This window comes from Tabrizicola oligotrophica (assembly GCF_011008935.1).
GTDB classification, from domain to species: domain Bacteria; phylum Pseudomonadota; class Alphaproteobacteria; order Rhodobacterales; family Rhodobacteraceae; genus Tabrizicola_A; species Tabrizicola_A oligotrophica.
The window spans coordinates 55032-69802 of record NZ_JAAIVJ010000009.1; the positions used below are offsets into that span (position 1 = coordinate 55032).

The window sequence follows — 14771 nt, forward strand, 5'->3', positions numbered from 1 at the left end:
TCCGCCATGCTCAGCCTGACCTCGCCGATCCAGACCCCGGCCCATGGCTGGCGTGCCGGGCCAAAGCTCGCGGCGCTGGCCGGCCTGACCTTCGCGCTGTTCCTGCCTGCACCCGGTTGGCCCGCGCTGGCCTTTGCGCTTGCGCTTCTGGCCGCGGCGGCAATCACCGCCGGAGGCTGGGGCATCCTTTCCCCCTGGGCGCGGCTCTTCCGGCCGCTCTGGCCCTTTGTGGTGCTGCTGATCGTCTGGCACGCCGTCACCGCGACGCCACTGCAGGGTGCGGTGATCCTTGCCCGCATGGCTGCTGCCGTGGGGGCAGCCAACCTGATGACGATGACGACGCGGCTTGCCGATCTGCAGGCGCTGGTGCTTTGGGCGCTCAGCCCGCTGGCGAAGCTTCTGCCCGCGAAACCGCTCAGCCTTGCGATTGCGCTGATGATCCGCTTCATCCCCGTCATGGCCGACCGTGCGGCGCAGCTTTCCACCGCCTGGTCGGCCCGCTCGCCGCGCCGGCCCCGCGCGCGGCTCGTGGCGCCGCTTCTCGTCTCGGCGCTTGACGACGCAGACCATGTGGCAGAAGCCTTGCGCGCCCGCGGCGGCGCCCTATAGGGTGCGCCGCGCAGAAACAGGAGAGACCTATGGAACGCAACCTGACCCACATCGCGCTTTTTGCTGCCATGATCGCGGCGCTTGGCCTGATTCCCCGCTTTGAAATCGTGCCGGGCATTGGCATCACCGCCCAATCCATGGGCGTCATGCTCTGCGGCACCATCCTTGGCGCGCGGCTGGGCGGACTTGCCGCCGGGCTTTTCGTGCTGGTCCTGCTTCTTGGTCTGCCGATCTGGGCGGGTGGCGTCGGTGGCGTGGGCTTGCTGGCCACCGGCAAGGTGGGCTTCATCGTGGGCTTCCCCTTTGCCGCCTTCGTCACCGGCTGGATGATGAGCCGCCTGCCCGCCTCGATCCCCGTCTCGGCCTTCTTCGCCTCGGTCATCGGCGGCATGGGCGTGCTGTACGCCTTTGGCATCCCCGGCATGGCCTGGGGCCTCGGCAAGACCCTGAACGAGGCGCTGGTGATCTCGCTGTCGTTCATCCCGGGCGATCTGGTCAAGGCCGTGCTGACCGCCGCCATTACCGCCGCCGTCGCCAAGGCCCGTCCGGCCGCCCTGCTGTCGCGCGGCTAACGCGCCACGACAAGGGCTGTTCCAAGGCCCCCCGCCGCCGCAATGGCCGCAAGGCCCTTGCCCGCGCGCAGGCCATGGAACAGCCGCACCGCCAGAATCGCGCCCGAGGCCCCGATCGGATGCCCGCGCGCCAGGGCCCCGCCGCCGATGTTCACGATGGCGGGGTCAAGCCCCCCGCCCGCCACGCAGGCCATGGCCTGCACGGCATAGGCCTCCATCACCTCGGCCATCGCCAGATCGGCGGGCCGCAGACCCAGCCCACCCAATGCGGCGGCAATGGCCGCCACCGGCACGAGGCCCGGCTCCTCGGGGTCGCCGCCCAGCGTCAGACCGCCAAGGAGGCGCAAACCCCGTCCCGCCGCGGTCCGGTCCGACACCACGACGACCAGGGCCGCCGCATCCGCCGCCACCGCCGCCGTCGCCGCCGTGACCGACCCCGCCACGACCCTGGCCCGCCCGGCCACCGCCGGCGTCAGCTCCCGCGTGAACGCGTCGCGCGTCACCCCGGACAAAGCCACGATCTCGGGCCAGTCCGCCACGGCCCGCGCGCGGGCATGGCTCTGCACCGCCCAGTCCACCTGCGCCGCGCCCGCGATCCCCAGCCTGTCGGCCAGGGCCGCCGCGGCAGCCCCCATCTCGGGGTCCCGCGCGGGCCAGGGCGTGAAGGGCGCCTGGTCGTAGGGCACGGGCTGGCCATCGGCGCCCGGCATCGCCCGCAGCGGCCGCAGCGAATAGCTCTCCACGCCCCCCGCCACCACCACCTCGGCCGCGCCACTGTCCACCAGCGCCCGGGCGAGCAGGATGGCATCCAGCCCGCCGGCGCATTGCCGGTCGATGGTCAGCCCGGCCACCCGCTCGGGCAGCCCCGCCGCCAAGGCGACGCGCCGCGCCGGATTGCCCCCCGCGCCCAGCGCATTGGCGACGATCACCTCGTCGACCGCCTCGGCGGCAAGGCCCGCATCGGCCAGCACGGCCCGCAGCACTGCCGCCCCCAGATCCTCGATCCTGAGCCGCGCAAAGGCCCCGCCCCGCGGCGCGACCGCCGTGCGCCGGGCCGCAAGGATCACCGCCATCCGAATGCCCTTTCGATTGCCGCCAGATCGGTCTTGCCCGAGGCCAGCATCGGCCACTCTGCCAGTCGGAACACCGCCTTGGGTGCCTTGAGCGGCCCCAGGGCCGCCCGACAGGCAGCGAGCAAGTCTGCATCGCCCGCCGTCCCCGCGATCACCGCCACCAGATGCACCCCGCGCAGCGCGTCGGGGCGCGGCAGCACCGCCGCCCGCTCCACTCCCGGCAAGCCCATGAGAAAGCCTTCGATTTCTTCGGGAAAGACGTTCTGGTCGGCCACCGTCACCATCCGCCCGGCCCGGCCGGACAGGTACAGGAACCCGCCCTCCATCCGGCCCATCTCGCCCACCGAAAGCCAGCCCGCGCGCCACCGCGCCGAGCCGGGATCCTCGCCGGCATAGCCTCGGAACAGATAGGGGCTGCGCACCCAGATCTCGCCCGCCTCGACGACGATCTCCACCCCCGGATAGGGCCGCCCGACCGAATCCTCCGGGCAATCCGGCCCCGAGAGCGTGATGAAACTTGCCTCCGCCGCGCCGTAGAACTCCTGCACCTGTGCATCCGGCGCCATCGCGGCCAGCCCGGCGCGCAGGGCCCGGTCCAGCTTTGAGCCGCCCACCAGCACGCGCGCCAGCGGCAGCTGCGGCCCGCCGGCCTCGATCAGCAGCCGCAACTGCGCCGGCGTCGCATAAAGCACCGTCACCGCCCGCTCGCCCAAGGCCCGCCGCTGCCGGTCCGGGCGCAGATCGTCCAGAAGATGCAGCTCCGCCCCCAGCGACACCGCTTCGACCGCGCCATAAAGCGCCAGCGAATGCGTGAGCCGACCCAGCACCGCCACCCGCACCCCCGGCCCGATGCCGAACAGCCCCGCATTCACCGCGAACGACGCCTGCCACGAGGCAAAGCTCCGCACGATCCGCCGCGGCTGGCCCGAAGACCCCGATGTCAGCGTCTCGAACTCCTCCGCCCCGGTCGCCAGCCCCCCCACTCCGCCAATGCGGAACGGCCCGCCGAAGGCCCCGTCCAGGGCAACCGCCGAAGGCCGCTCGGCCAGCAGCCCACCGCCCCCCGGCGCCAAGGACGCCTCCCCGCCGGCATCGAACAGCCGCGCAGCCGGATGCACCCGGAATCCGCCTTTCAGACTGGCCGAAATATCCCCGCCGGAGGCGCACATCGCCGCGACGATCCCGCGTCAGGTCCGCAGCAGGCTGGCCATCCGCCGCAGCGCCAGCAGATAGCCCTCGGTGCCAAACCCCGCGATCACCCCCTCGGCCCGCCCCGAGACAAAGGAATGATGCCGGAACGCCTCGCGCTTGTGGATGTTCGAGATGTGGACCTCCAGCACCGCGCCATCAAAGGCATTCAGCGCATCCAGAATGGCCACCGAGGTATGGCTGTAGGCGCCGGGGTTGATGAGGATGCCCGCAGCCGCGGCCCGCGCCTCATGGATCCAGTCCACCAGCTGCCCCTCGTGGTTCGACTGCCGGCAGTCCACCGCCAGACCCAGCTCCGCCGCCAGCCGGCCCAGCGCCGCCTCGACATCGGCCAGGGTTTCCTTGCCGTAGATCTCGGGCTGGCGCAGGCCCAGCAGGTTCAGGTTCGGACCGTTCAGAACGAAGATCGGCTTTGCCACGGGCAGCATCCTTTGCAACTCGCGCGAAGCCTAGCCGATCTTGCCGCGCCCGCAAAGCCCCGCCGCCCCGACGAGAAGCGCCGCGCGCGCCCGAGGAGGCGGGCGCGAAAGATCGGGTAAAAAAACGCCCCCCGAACCAGCGGGGGGCGCAAGAGAGGTCGCATACCTTGGGGGGAACCGCCCGGCAGGGAGACCAGCCGGCGCAGCGAGGATGTTCCTCAGGCGACCTTTTCCAGTTGAACCTGCGGCGTGATGCCCAAGGCGCGCACCACTTCGCGCGTCAGGTTCGGGCGGTTCAGGGTGTAGAAGTGCAGATCCTCCACCCCGCCCTCGATCAGCCGGTCGCACAGCGCCGTGCATTGCGCCAGCGCCAGAAGCTCCTCGCGCCCGTCGCGCGCCGCCGTGGTGAAGGCCTCGTCCAGCTTGGCAGGAACCTTGGTGCCGCAGCGCGCGGCAAAGCGCTTGGCGCCGGCCCAGCTCTGGATCGGCAGGATGCCCGGAATGATCGGCGCGTGGATGCCGGCGGCCACACAGTCATCGCGGAAGCGGAAGAACGTGTCGGCGTCAAAGAAGAACTGGGTGATGGCCTTGTTGGCCCCCGCATCCACCTTGCGCTTCAGCCAGCGCACATCAGCCGTCGGGTCGGCCGCGTCCGGATGCGGCTCGGGATAGGCGCCGACTGCGATCTCGAACTTTCCGGTCCTGGCCAGCGCTTCCACCAGGTCGGCCGAATGGGCAAAGCCGTCCCTGTGCGGGGCAAAGCGGTCCGCCCCGTTCGGCGCATCGCCGCGCAGCGCCACGATCTGGCGCACGCCTGCCGCATGATAGGCCTCGGCGATCTCCAGCGTCTCGGATTTCGACGCCTCGACGCAGGTCAGGTGCGCCGCGACATTCAGCCCGTAATTGCGGTGAATGGTGCCCACCGCGTCATGCGTCAGCTTCCGCGTCGTGCCACCGGCACCATAGGTCACGCTGACAAATTCGGGCGACATCGGAGCCAGAGCCTGCACCGTCTCGAACAGTTTGAACGAGGCATCCAGCGACTGCGGCGGGAAGAACTCGAACGAGATGCGGGGTTGGGCCATGGGTCTTGCTCCTTTTCACTTGCCCCTTTTTGCCAGATCGCCCAATGTGACGCCAATTCATAATATTCACGATCATTATGAGGTTTGCCGCATGTACATCGAGTTGCGCCACCTGCGCTCGCTGCGCGCCATCCATCAGGCGGGCGGCCTTGCCCGCGCGGCCGAGATGCTGAACATGACGCAGTCGGCGCTGTCGCATCAGGTTGCGGGGCTGGAGGATCAGGCCGGGATGGAGCTTTTCGTCCGCCGCTCGAAACCGATGCGGCTGTCGGCAGCAGGCCAGCGCATGTTGCGCGCCGCCGAACGCATCCTGCCCGAGATTGCTGCGCTGGAAGAGGAATTCCGCGCCCTGCGCTCGGGCAAGACCGGCCGGCTGCACATCGCCATCCAGTGCCACGCCTGTTTCGACTGGCTTTTCCCGGTGCTGGAACTCTTTCGCCACGCCTGGCCCGAGGTCGATGTCGACATCCGCGCCGGCCTTGCCTTCGAACCCTTCCCGGCGCTGGCACGCGAGGAGGTGGATCTGGTGATCTCGTCGAACCCCGAACCGCTGCCCGGCGTCGTGGCCCAGCCGCTGTTCGACTATGCGCCCACCTTCGTCGCGTCGGCACAAAACCCGCTGGCGGCCAAGGCGATGATTGCGGCCGAGGATCTGCGCGACCAGACGCTCATCACCTACCCCGTCGGCCGCGACAAGCTGGATGTGTTCACCGACCTTCTGACGCCCGCCCGGGTGGAGCCCGCCGCGCATCGCCATGTCGAACTGACCGCCGTGATCCTGATGCTGGTCGGATCGAACCGCGGTGTGGCGGTGCTGCCCGACTGGGTGATCCGCGAGGTCAGGGCGAACGCCGATTACGTCACGCGCCCCCTTGCCCCCGGCAATGTCACCCGCCGGCTTTATGCCTGCCTGCGCGAAGAAGACGCCGCCCGTCCCCACATGGCGCATTTCCTGAAACTCGGACGGTCGGAACCGCTGAAATTCCAGCGCGGCTGAGATCCCGCGGCGTGATTGCAACCCGGGCCCGCCTGCCCCCTTTCCCTTCGCCCCCTTTCGGTGTAAGGCCACCGCCTTGAACCGGACCGGAGTTTTCCCATGCAGGGCAGTGCCAACCTCAACCTGATGATCAAGGCCGCGCGGCGCGCTGGCAAGTCGCTGGTCAAGGACTTCCGCGAGGTGGAGAACCTGCAGGTTTCCTCGAAAGGCCCCGGCGATTTCGTCTCGAAGGCCGACCGCGAGGCCGAGCGGCTGATCAAGGAAGAGCTGATGGGCGCGCGGCCGACCTATGGCTGGCTGGGCGAGGAAACCGGCGAAGAGGCCGGCGCCGACCCGACCCGGCGCTGGATCGTCGATCCCCTGGACGGCACCACCAACTTCCTGCACGGCATGCCGCATTGGGCGATTTCCATCGCGCTGGAACACAAGGGCGAGATCGTTTCCGCCGTAGTCTATGACCCCGCCAAGGACGAGATGTTCTGGGCCGAAAAGGGCGCGGGCGCCTGGCTGAACGACAACCGCCGCCTGCGCGTCTCTGGCCGCCGGGCGATGGCCGATGCGGTGTTTGCCACCGGCGTGCCGTTCGGCGCGAAAAAGACGCTGCCGGCCATGCTGGCCGATCTGGCCCGTCTGATGCCCGCCTGCGCCGGCGTGCGGCGCTGGGGCGCAGCCTCGCTGGATCTGGCCTTCGTGGCTGCCGGTCGCTTCGATGGCTATTGGGAACGCGAGTTGCAGCCCTGGGACATCGCGGCGGGGCTTTTGCTGGTGAAGGAAGCCGGCGGCATGGTCGGCCCGGTGCGCGAGGGCGACGACATTCTGGGCAAGGGCGCGATCCTGTGCGCCAATGAGCCGCTGTTCGAAGGCTTCGCCAAGATCATCCGCAACGCCTGACCCTGCCTGTATGCCCTTGCCGCAGGCGGAGCGTTTGCCCGCCCGTGGCGCAAGACATCCTACTTGCAGTAAGGCCCGCTGCGATAGCCGGCGATGTCGAAGTGCAGATGATCCTCGTGATAGCCGTCTGATCCCGGTCCCAGCGTGGTGCCGAAGATGCCGCAGGCCGCCTTGTGGGCCTTGCGGGTCTGGCTGTTGTAGTCGCGCGCCACCGACCATTGCGTGCCGTCGGAAAACACGAATCCCGCCACGTCCAGCGCGCGGCCGCGGCCGTGTTCGCTGATCTTCGCCCCTTTCTTGTTGTTGCGGGGGCGGCAGATGTAGCTGGCCGCAATACGGATCTCGACCACCTCGCGCTTGCCCATGGCCGGGCGCATGCCCTGTTCGATCCAGGTCTTGAAGGCCGTCGCCGTTTCGCAGCTGATGGTCGCGGGCTGGTTCAGCCGGATGCCGGAAATCGCGGTGACGCGCACCGGCGCCTCGATGCCGCAGCCCTTGACCTTGCCCTTGATCGCGGCCAGCACCTCGCCCTTGATTTCCGGGTCGCCGCAGACCGATCCTTTCTGCGTCGCCTTGTCTTTCGTCTTGTCCTTCGCCTTGTCCTTCGTCTTGCCCGTGCCCTGGCCGGCTTCGGCCAAGGGGGCGGCAAAACTGGCGTTCAGCCCATCGGGGCGGCGTCTGGGGCGCAGGGGCGCGGGTTCAGCTGCAACCGGCACAGTCAGGACGACTTCGGCCGCAGGCGGCGACAGATCAGGGCGGCGCTTCGGGCGGACCGGCGACTGGCCTTGCGGCTCGGGGACCGGGGGGTCGGGCGTGATGTCGGGTGCGGCAAGCTGAAGCCGCGGCATCGGGCGGGGTGATGTTGCCGGGGCCTCGGCCCCTGCGCCCTGCCCTGCAAGGCTGAGCGCAAGGCACAGCGCCAGCCCGCGCACCGGGTTATTCCCCCGGCTTGGCCGCCGGAGCCGCGCGGCCAAAGTCCGGCGCGGCGGTGTCCTGACCCGCTTCAATGATGCCACGGCGGATGGCGCGGGTGCGGGTGAAATAGGCGTGCAGCTGCTCACCGTCGCCCATGCGAATCGCGCGCTGCAGCATGAAAAGCTCCTCGGTGAAGCGGCCGAGAATATCCAGCACCGCCTCCTTGTTGGTCAGGAACACATCGCGCCACATCGTCGGGTCCGAGGCCGCAATCCGGGTCAGGTCGCGGAAGCCCCCGGCGGAATACTTGATGATCTCCGAGTTCGACACCCGGCGCATGTGTTCGGCCACGCCCACCATCGTATAGGCAATCAGGTGCGGCGTGTGCGAGGTGACCGCCAGCACGAGGTCATGGTGCGGCACGTCCATTTCATCGACATTGGCCCCCATCGCTTCGCACAGGCGGCGCAGGCGGGCCACCGCCTTGGGGTCGCTGTCGGGCATCGGGGTCAGCAGCCACCAGCGGTTCTGGAACAGCGTGGCAAAGCCCGAGCGCGGCCCGGAATGCTCGGTGCCGGCAATCGGATGGCCGGGGATGAAATGCACCCCCGCCGGAATATGCGGGGCGACGGCATCGACCACGGCCTGCTTGACCGAGCCGACATCGGTGACACAGGCGCCCTGCGACAGGTGCGGGCCGATCTCGGCGGCGATCTCGGCCATGGCGCCGACCGGCACAGCCAGCACCACCAGATCGGCGCCCTGCACTGCCTCGGCGGCCGAGCCGAACACCCGGTCGCAGATGCCGATTTCCACGGCGACCCGGCGGGTGTCCTCGGTCTTGGCATAGCCGACGATCTCGCCCGCAAGGCCGGATTGCTTCATGGCATGGGCCATGGAAGACGCAATCAGGCCCAGCCCGATCAGCGCCACGCGGTCATAGATTGGTGGGGCATAGATCGGCTTCGTCATCGTACCCCCTTGAACTGGCCGATGGCATGGGCCACCCGCCGGCACGAGGCTTCGTCGCCGATGGTGATGCGCAGGCAGTTGGGCAGGTTGTAGCTGGCCACGCGGCGCACGATAAGGCCCTGGCTTTGCAGGAACTTGTCGCAGGCTTCGGCCTCATCGACCGAGGCGAAGCGGGCAAGGATGAAATTCGCCATCGAGGTGTCCGAAGGCACGCCCAGCTCGGCCAGCGCCTCGGCCAGCCAGTGCCGCATCCGGGCATTGTCGGCCCGGCATTTCGCCACATAATCCTGATCGCGGACGGCGGCTTCGGCCACGTCCAGCTGGGTGTTCGACAGGTTGAACGGACCGCGGATGCGGTTCAAGACGTCGATGATATGCTTCGGGCCATAGCCCCAGCCGATCCGCAAACCGCCCAGACCGTAGATCTTGGAGAAGGTGCGGGTCATCACCACATTGTCGCGCGCCTCGATCAGCGCGGCACCGGCGTCAAAGCCCTCGACATATTCGGCGTAAGCCCCGTCCAGCACCAGAATGGCCTGCGGCGGCAGGCCGGCGGCCAGACGCTCCACCTCGGCGGCCGAAATCATCGTGCCGGTCGGGTTGTTGGGGTTGGCGATGAACACCAGCTTCGTGCGGCGATTGCAGGCGCGCAGGATGGCGTCGACATCGGTGGTGCGGTCGCGTTCCGCCACCTCGACCGGGGTCGCCCCGGCGGCCATGGCCGAGATGCGATACATCAGGAAGCCGTGTTCGGTATAGACCACCTCATCCTTCGGCCCGGCATAGGCCTGACAGAGGAAATGGATGATCTCGTCCGAGCCGACACCGCAGATGATGCGGGCCGCATCAAGACCGTGCGTATCGGCAATCGCCTCGCGCAGGGAGGCGTGATCGGTCGAGGGGTAGCGGTGCAGCTGATGCACCGACCGCTGGAACGCGTCCTTGGCCCGGTCCGACGGGCCGAAGGGGTTCTCGTTCGACGACAGCTTGACCACGTTCGACACCCCCGCGACCGAGGCCTTGCCGCCTTCGTAAAGCGCAATGTCCAGGATGCCGGGCTGCGGGCGGATATGATCGTTCATCGGATTCCCTCGTCTCTGGCTGGGTTCTAGCGGGAGCGCCCGCCAGTTTCCATCGCCAATTCGCCATCCGCGCCGGGGGGTGGCAAGGATGCCAGATAGACGGCCACCGCCCCGCGCAGCCAGTCAAGGAAATGCCCGACGTGCGGCCTGGGGCGCGGGCGGGGATGTTCCTGCAACATCCAGGGGTTGCGGGCCGGCAACAGCGGCGTTTCGGGGAACATCGGGTGAATGTCGCCACGCTCCAGTGCGCCGCGCGCCAAGGCAAGCGGCACAAGGGCAAATCCGATATGCGCCGTCGCAAGGTTCAGCGCATCGGACCAGCAGCCAAAGCGAAAGCCGCGCTGCGCCCCGTCCCGGCGCAGCGGATGACGCGCCAGCCACTCGGGCCAGCCCAGTTCCGCCCGGGCTGCCGCGACGGGTTCGACATGCAAGAGCGGCATGCCCTCCAGCGGCAGCGGCGAGGGACCGCGCCCCATCCGCGGCAGGTTTTCAGACGAGCCGAGCGGCAGCATCCAGTCCGGCATCAGCAAGGCCCCGGCGCCCCCGGCCCGCAGCGTCAGATCCGGCGGGGCCGGGTCGGCAGGGGACAGGAAGGCCAGCCGGATCGCCGGAAACTGCATCTCGAACGCGGCGAGGCGGGGTCTGAGCCAGAGCGCCAGGAAATCGGCGTCGCAAGCGATGCGCACCTGCGTATCGCGGTCCAGATTGAGCCGCATCGCCACCTGATCCAGCTCGGCAAAGGCCCGGCGCAGCGCTTGGGCCACCCCGGCCGATGCCGCGGTCGGCACTACGCCGGCATTGCCGCGGTCAAGAAGCCTTGTGCCGGTGAACTCCTCCAGCGCGCGGATGCGCTGGCCCACGGCAGCGGCGGTGATGCCCAGCTCATCGGCCGCACCCCGCATCGAGCGGTGCCGCAGCGCCGCGTCAAGGGCTTGCAGGGCGTTCAGGTAGACAACGCGGCTCATGGCTGCAGTCTAAAGATTTTCTTTATGTCGGTAAAGAACAACTGGATTGCGCCATGGCCGCAACGGGTTCAGGCTTTTGCTGCTGGCCGGCACGTTCCACCCTTCGGATAGGAGACTTGCAATGCCCATGAAGCGATACATCATCGAACGCGAGGTTCCCGGCATGGGAGCCATGTCGCTGACCGAACTCTGCGGCGCGGCGCGGGCCTCGAACCAGGCGCTGGCCCAGCTTGCGCCGCGCGTGCAGTGGAATCACAGCTATGTCGCGGCGGACAAGACCTTTTGCATCTATCTCGCCGAGGACGAGGACGCGGTGCGTGACCACGCCCGGCTGAGCGGGTTCCCGGCAACGAAGATCACCGAAATCCCGATCATCATCGACCCGACGACGGCCAACAACTGACCGTCCCAACCTGCAAAACGGTTCGGGCCGGGGGTGGCCCGAACCGTCAGACCGCCAGGAAGTTGGTGAACTGCCAGGGGTCCTCGTCGTCGCGGTCTTCGGCAAAGCTGTTGATGCGGTGCTGCACGGGGGTCCAGTCGGTGTAATGGCACTCGATCCGGCCCAGATAGGGGCGCTGCACCTGCAGGCAGCGCTCGTGGTCCATCTCGTCGGCCTCGACCCAGCCCGCATGCGGGTTTTCCGCCACCCAGACCATGGCCGCCAGCACGGCAGAGGTCACCTGCATGCCGGTGGCGTTCTGATAGGGCGCCAGATTGCGCGCCTCGTCGATGGTCAGGCGCGAGCCGTACCACATGGCGCCCTTGGCGTGACCATACAGGAACACGCCCAGATCATCGCCGCCCGAGACGATCTCGTCCGCCGTCAGAATGTGTTTGCTTTCCGGCAGTTGGCCTGCGCCGTTGATCTCGTGCAGGCTGAGGACCGCATCGTTGCAGGGATGATAGGCATAATGGCAGGTCGGCCGGTAGATTGCCCGCTCGCCGTCCCGGACCGTGTAGTAATCCGGGATCGACAGCGATTCATTGTGGGTCACGACATAGCCGAACTGCGGGCCGACGCCGGGGCACCATGACCGCACCCGGGTATCGGCGCCGGGCCGGTCGATCCAGATCGCATAGCCTGCGCCATGGGTGAAGGCATGGCCGTGCGGCGGCAGCTTCTTTTCATGCGTGCCCCAGCCCAACTCGGCCGGCTGATAGCCCTCGGACAACAGGCCGTCCACCGACCAGGTGTTGACGAAAACGCCCTGCGGCTTGGCCTTGGCCGAAACCTGCGTGTCGCGCTCGGCCACATGCACGCCCTTGACGCCAAGCGTCATGGCCAGTTGTGCCCAGTCCTCGCGCGAGGCCGGTGCGGCCGCAACGTCGGTATCCTCGGCCAGCTTCAAGAGCGCCTCTTTCAAGAGCCAGCTCACCATGCCGGGGTTCGCGCCGCAGCACGACACCGCCGTCGGTCCGCCGACATGGGCGCGGCCCAGATCCCGCACCTTCTCGCGCAGCGGGTAGTTGGTGCGCTCGGCATTGGGCAGGGTCGAGCCGAAGTAGAACCCCGGCCAGGGTTCGACCACGGTGTCGATGTACTGCACGCCAAGGGTCGCGCAGAGTTCCATCAGCAGGATGGAATCCACGTCGACCGACAGGTTCACCACCATGCCCTTGCCCGCCGGGAACAGCCCGCGCAGCGTCGCCTCGTAATTCTCGGGCGTCAGGGCCAGCGGCAGATGGCGGATGCCATGGTCGCGCAGGATATGGGCGAATTCGGACGAAGGCTCGATGACGGTGAAGGCCTCGCGGTCAAAACCGATGTGGCGCTCGATCAGCGGCAAGGTGCCGCGCCCGATGGAGCCGAAGCCGATCATCACCAGAGGGCCGTCGATGCGGGCGTGAACGGTGTAGGTCAAGATCGAACTCCTAATGTTTGTCGGTCCTGGCGGTGAGCCAGTCCATCAGCGCCAAGAGGACGCCGGAAATGACGAAGGTCAGATGGATGACGACCATCCAGCGCAGCGTGTCGGTGCCGGGGGCATTGGCCGCCTCGCCCTTGCCCAGCGCCATGAACACCTTGAGCAGGTGAATCCCGGAAATCGCCACGATCGAGGCGATGAGCTTCATCTTCAGCCCCGAGAAATCCACCGTGCCCATCCAGTCGGGCCGGTCGGCGGTCTCGCCGATTTCCAGCTTGGAGACGAAGTTCTCATAGCCCGAGAACAGCACGATCAAGAGCAGATTGGCCGCCAGCGACAGGTCGATCAGCGTCAGCACGGCAAGAATGCCCTGATCGGCGGTCAGGCTGAAGGCCTTCGGCGCGTAATAGGCCAGCTCTTTCAGGAAGATGACCAGAAGCATTGCAAGGCTGACGACCAGCCCCAGATACATCGGTGCCATCAGCCAGCGGCTGGCGAACAATCCGCGTTCGAATCTGGCTTCAAGGCTGGGTTTTTCGGCCATGGTATCCTCTGGAATGTAAAAGGGCCGCGACCTTGCGGCGCGGCCCCCGAAGCTGAGCTGCGCTTGCGCGCAGAACGCCTTAGTTCTTGGCGTAGTATTCGACGATCAGGTTCGGTTCCATCTGCACCGGATAGGGCACATCCGACAGGCCCGGGGTACGGACGAACTTGACGACCTTCTTGCCGGCGTCGACTTCCAGATAGTCCGGAATGTCACGCTCGCCCGAGGCCAGCGCCTCGATCACGATCGCCAGTTGCTTCGACTTTTCACGGACTTCGACGACGTCGCCTTCCTTCACACGGTAGGAGGCGATGTTCACGCGCTTGCCGTTGACCGAGACGTGGCCGTGGTTGACGAACTGGCGGGCGGCGAAAATCGTCGGGACCAGCTTGGCGCGGTAGACCACCGCATCCAGACGGCGCTCCAGCAGGCCGATCAGCATCTCGCCGGTGTCGCCGCGCACACGCTCGGCTTCGCCATAGATCTTGCGGAACTGCTTTTCAGTCAGGTCGCCATAGTAGCCCTTGAGCTTCTGCTTGGCGCGCAGCTGGGTACCGAAGTCCGACAGCTTGTTCTTGCGGCGCTGGCCGTGCTGGCCGGGGCCATATTCGCGCTTGTTGACCGGCGACTTGGCGCGGCCCCAGATGTTTTCGCCCATGCGGCGATCAATTTTGTACTTGGCAGACGTGCGTTTGGTCACGGCTGATCTCCTTCGTTAGACATGAAGGGCGTTGTCCTTTGGTCCGAAAACCCGACAGGCATCCCCTTGCGGGGGCCACCAACACCAACGAAAAGCCCCGGAATTGCTTCCGGGAACAGTGGGGCGGCTTATACAGGGGGCAAAGGTGGTGTCAACACCCACCGGCCCACGGTTTTGCATTTGCTGCGGGCAGCTATGGGTCAGGTTTCCGTGCAACCGGCAAAGTCGGCCCCGGGCAGGCCGGGCAAGGCAAGAACCCGTTTGCGAAAGGCGTCCGAGCAGAACACGGCCCCCGTCGGATTGTCGGCCCAGATGTGGCGGCCCTGTCCGGTTGCGGCCCGGATGATGCAGGTTTCGGGGAAGATTGATGACAGCCAGATCGCGGTTTGGCCCAGATGTTCGATGTAGTGGCGCTGCACGTCGGCGCGGTCAAGATCAACGGTATGGGCGTAGTCAAGGATGAGAACCGCACAGAAAAGGCCCGGTGCGGGTTCTTTTTCGCCCACATACCACAGATTCGTCAAAGGCATGATCTGGTGCAGGCCGGGGGACATTTCTGCAATCAGATCAGATATTTGCTGACTGACAATCAAAAGGTTTTCATGAATGCCCGCGATGTGCAGCGGCTTTTTCCGCTTATGCTGCACCACGACCTTGCTGCGCAAAAGCAATGAAACCTCGGCGTCGTTCAAGGCGCGCGCGCCATTCAGGCTGGGCACGGACGAGAAGATTTCGGCATCTTCGTCTATGGTTCGCTTGCCATCAGGCGGCCAGATATGAACACCGAAACGATGGGACTCTACATAAGAACTTTTCAGGTGGAAGATCGCCAATATCTGCTTCCATTGCGGCGTGGCTAACTGGGAAAGC

The 14771-nt window shown here is 67.1% G+C and carries 17 protein-coding genes; 5 read left to right on the plus strand and 12 right to left on the minus strand.

Annotated elements, in window-relative coordinates:
• Window positions 1-6: 6 nt before the first annotated feature.
• Window positions 7-609 carry an energy-coupling factor transporter transmembrane component T gene (locus tag G4Z14_RS14345; protein ID WP_164626905.1) on the plus strand — a complete coding sequence of 201 codons (603 nt, stop codon included), beginning with the start codon at window positions 7-9 and terminating at the stop codon, window positions 607-609.
• A gap of 29 nt (window positions 610-638) precedes the next feature.
• Window positions 639-1181, plus strand: coding sequence for a biotin transporter BioY (locus tag G4Z14_RS14350; protein ID WP_164626907.1), 543 nt, complete (start codon window positions 639-641; stop codon window positions 1179-1181).
• Here G4Z14_RS14350 and G4Z14_RS14355 read toward each other — a convergent pair.
• From G4Z14_RS14355 to metF, 4 genes are all read right to left on the minus strand, one after another.
• A complete protein-coding gene (locus tag G4Z14_RS14355) occupies window positions 1178-2254 on the minus strand; it encodes a thiolase family protein (protein ID WP_164626909.1) in 1077 nt (358 codons plus the stop codon). The two genes, G4Z14_RS14350 and G4Z14_RS14355, sit on opposite strands and share 4 nt — an antisense overlap.
• Window positions 2245-3372 (minus strand): AMP-binding protein, encoded by a 1128-nt coding sequence (locus G4Z14_RS14360; RefSeq protein WP_164626911.1) that lies wholly within the window; start codon window positions 3370-3372, stop codon window positions 2245-2247. The genes G4Z14_RS14355 and G4Z14_RS14360 overlap by 10 nt, the downstream gene beginning before the upstream one ends.
• 69 nt (window positions 3373-3441) lie before the next feature.
• Window positions 3442-3891, minus strand: a complete 450-nt coding sequence (aroQ, locus tag G4Z14_RS14365; RefSeq protein WP_227751758.1) for a type II 3-dehydroquinate dehydratase — start codon at window positions 3889-3891, stop codon at window positions 3442-3444.
• A 209-nt stretch (window positions 3892-4100) separates the two neighbouring features.
• Window positions 4101-4967, minus strand: a complete 867-nt coding sequence (gene metF, locus G4Z14_RS14370) for a methylenetetrahydrofolate reductase [NAD(P)H] (RefSeq protein ID WP_164626915.1) — start codon at window positions 4965-4967, stop codon at window positions 4101-4103.
• A gap of 91 nt (window positions 4968-5058) precedes the next feature.
• On the opposite strand from metF, the gene G4Z14_RS14375 reads away from it, so the two are divergent.
• Both G4Z14_RS14375 and G4Z14_RS14380 read left to right on the plus strand, forming a co-directional pair.
• Window positions 5059-5964, plus strand: a complete 906-nt coding sequence (locus G4Z14_RS14375) for a LysR family transcriptional regulator (protein ID WP_164626917.1) — start codon at window positions 5059-5061, stop codon at window positions 5962-5964.
• 99 nt (window positions 5965-6063) lie between these two features.
• Window positions 6064-6855, plus strand: a complete 792-nt coding sequence (locus G4Z14_RS14380) for an inositol monophosphatase family protein (protein WP_164626919.1) — start codon at window positions 6064-6066, stop codon at window positions 6853-6855.
• 59 nt (window positions 6856-6914) lie between these two features.
• Here the strand turns inward: G4Z14_RS14380 and G4Z14_RS14385 are convergent, their stop codons facing one another.
• From G4Z14_RS14385 to G4Z14_RS14400, 4 genes are read right to left on the minus strand one after another with little or no spacing between them, the layout of a single operon-like run.
• Window positions 6915-7787, minus strand: coding sequence for an extensin-like domain-containing protein (locus G4Z14_RS14385; RefSeq protein ID WP_164626920.1), 873 nt, complete (start codon window positions 7785-7787; stop codon window positions 6915-6917).
• A 4-nt stretch (window positions 7788-7791) separates the two neighbouring features.
• Entirely contained in the window at window positions 7792-8742 is a 951-nt protein-coding gene (locus G4Z14_RS14390) for a prephenate/arogenate dehydrogenase family protein (protein WP_164626922.1), read from the minus strand.
• On the minus strand, window positions 8739-9824 hold the full coding sequence (hisC, locus tag G4Z14_RS14395) for a histidinol-phosphate transaminase (protein ID WP_164626924.1): 1086 nt from the start codon (window positions 9822-9824) through the stop codon (window positions 8739-8741). Before hisC ends, G4Z14_RS14390 begins: the two co-directional genes overlap by 4 nt.
• A 26-nt stretch (window positions 9825-9850) precedes the next feature.
• Window positions 9851-10789, minus strand: coding sequence for a LysR family transcriptional regulator (locus G4Z14_RS14400; protein WP_164626926.1), 939 nt, complete (start codon window positions 10787-10789; stop codon window positions 9851-9853).
• A gap of 121 nt (window positions 10790-10910) precedes the next feature.
• Between G4Z14_RS14400 and G4Z14_RS14405 the strand changes: the two genes are divergently transcribed.
• Window positions 10911-11192 (plus strand): DUF4242 domain-containing protein, encoded by a 282-nt coding sequence (locus tag G4Z14_RS14405; RefSeq protein ID WP_227751759.1) that lies wholly within the window; start codon window positions 10911-10913, stop codon window positions 11190-11192.
• Window positions 11193-11238: 46 nt separating this feature from the next.
• Here the strand turns inward: G4Z14_RS14405 and G4Z14_RS14410 are convergent, their stop codons facing one another.
• The 4 genes from G4Z14_RS14410 to G4Z14_RS14425 form a co-directional block, all read right to left on the minus strand.
• Window positions 11239-12612, minus strand: coding sequence for a homospermidine synthase (locus G4Z14_RS14410; protein WP_164627088.1), 1374 nt, complete (start codon window positions 12610-12612; stop codon window positions 11239-11241).
• 52 nt (window positions 12613-12664) lie between these two features.
• On the minus strand, window positions 12665-13201 hold the full coding sequence (locus tag G4Z14_RS14415; protein WP_164626928.1) for a TIGR00645 family protein: 537 nt from the start codon (window positions 13199-13201) through the stop codon (window positions 12665-12667).
• A 79-nt stretch (window positions 13202-13280) separates the two neighbouring features.
• On the minus strand, window positions 13281-13901 hold the full coding sequence (rpsD, locus tag G4Z14_RS14420; RefSeq protein ID WP_164626930.1) for a 30S ribosomal protein S4: 621 nt from the start codon (window positions 13899-13901) through the stop codon (window positions 13281-13283).
• 200 nt (window positions 13902-14101) lie between these two features.
• A complete protein-coding gene (locus G4Z14_RS14425) occupies window positions 14102-14734 on the minus strand; it encodes an imm11 family protein (protein WP_164626932.1) in 633 nt (210 codons plus the stop codon).
• Between the last annotated feature and the right edge of the window lie 37 nt (window positions 14735-14771).

Coding starts and splice junctions, on each gene's coding strand:
- G4Z14_RS14345 (WP_164626905.1), top strand. CDS start 7: ATGCTCAGCCTGACCTCGCCGATCCAGACCCCGGCCCATGGCTGGCGT.
- G4Z14_RS14350 (WP_164626907.1), top strand. CDS start 639: ATGGAACGCAACCTGACCCACATCGCGCTTTTTGCTGCCATGATCGCG.
- G4Z14_RS14355 (WP_164626909.1), bottom strand. CDS start 2,254: ATGGCGGTGATCCTTGCGGCCCGGCGCACGGCGGTCGCGCCGCGGGGC.
- aroQ (WP_227751758.1), bottom strand. CDS start 3,891: ATGCTGCCCGTGGCAAAGCCGATCTTCGTTCTGAACGGTCCGAACCTG.
- metF (WP_164626915.1), bottom strand. CDS start 4,967: ATGGCCCAACCCCGCATCTCGTTCGAGTTCTTCCCGCCGCAGTCGCTG.
- G4Z14_RS14375 (WP_164626917.1), top strand. CDS start 5,059: ATGTACATCGAGTTGCGCCACCTGCGCTCGCTGCGCGCCATCCATCAG.
- G4Z14_RS14380 (WP_164626919.1), top strand. CDS start 6,064: ATGCAGGGCAGTGCCAACCTCAACCTGATGATCAAGGCCGCGCGGCGC.
- G4Z14_RS14390 (WP_164626922.1), bottom strand. CDS start 8,742: ATGACGAAGCCGATCTATGCCCCACCAATCTATGACCGCGTGGCGCTG.
- hisC (WP_164626924.1), bottom strand. CDS start 9,824: ATGAACGATCATATCCGCCCGCAGCCCGGCATCCTGGACATTGCGCTT.
- G4Z14_RS14400 (WP_164626926.1), bottom strand. CDS start 10,789: ATGAGCCGCGTTGTCTACCTGAACGCCCTGCAAGCCCTTGACGCGGCG.
- G4Z14_RS14405 (WP_227751759.1), top strand. CDS start 10,911: ATGCCCATGAAGCGATACATCATCGAACGCGAGGTTCCCGGCATGGGA.
- G4Z14_RS14410 (WP_164627088.1), bottom strand. CDS start 12,612: ATGATCGGCTTCGGCTCCATCGGGCGCGGCACCTTGCCGCTGATCGAG.
- G4Z14_RS14415 (WP_164626928.1), bottom strand. CDS start 13,201: ATGGCCGAAAAACCCAGCCTTGAAGCCAGATTCGAACGCGGATTGTTC.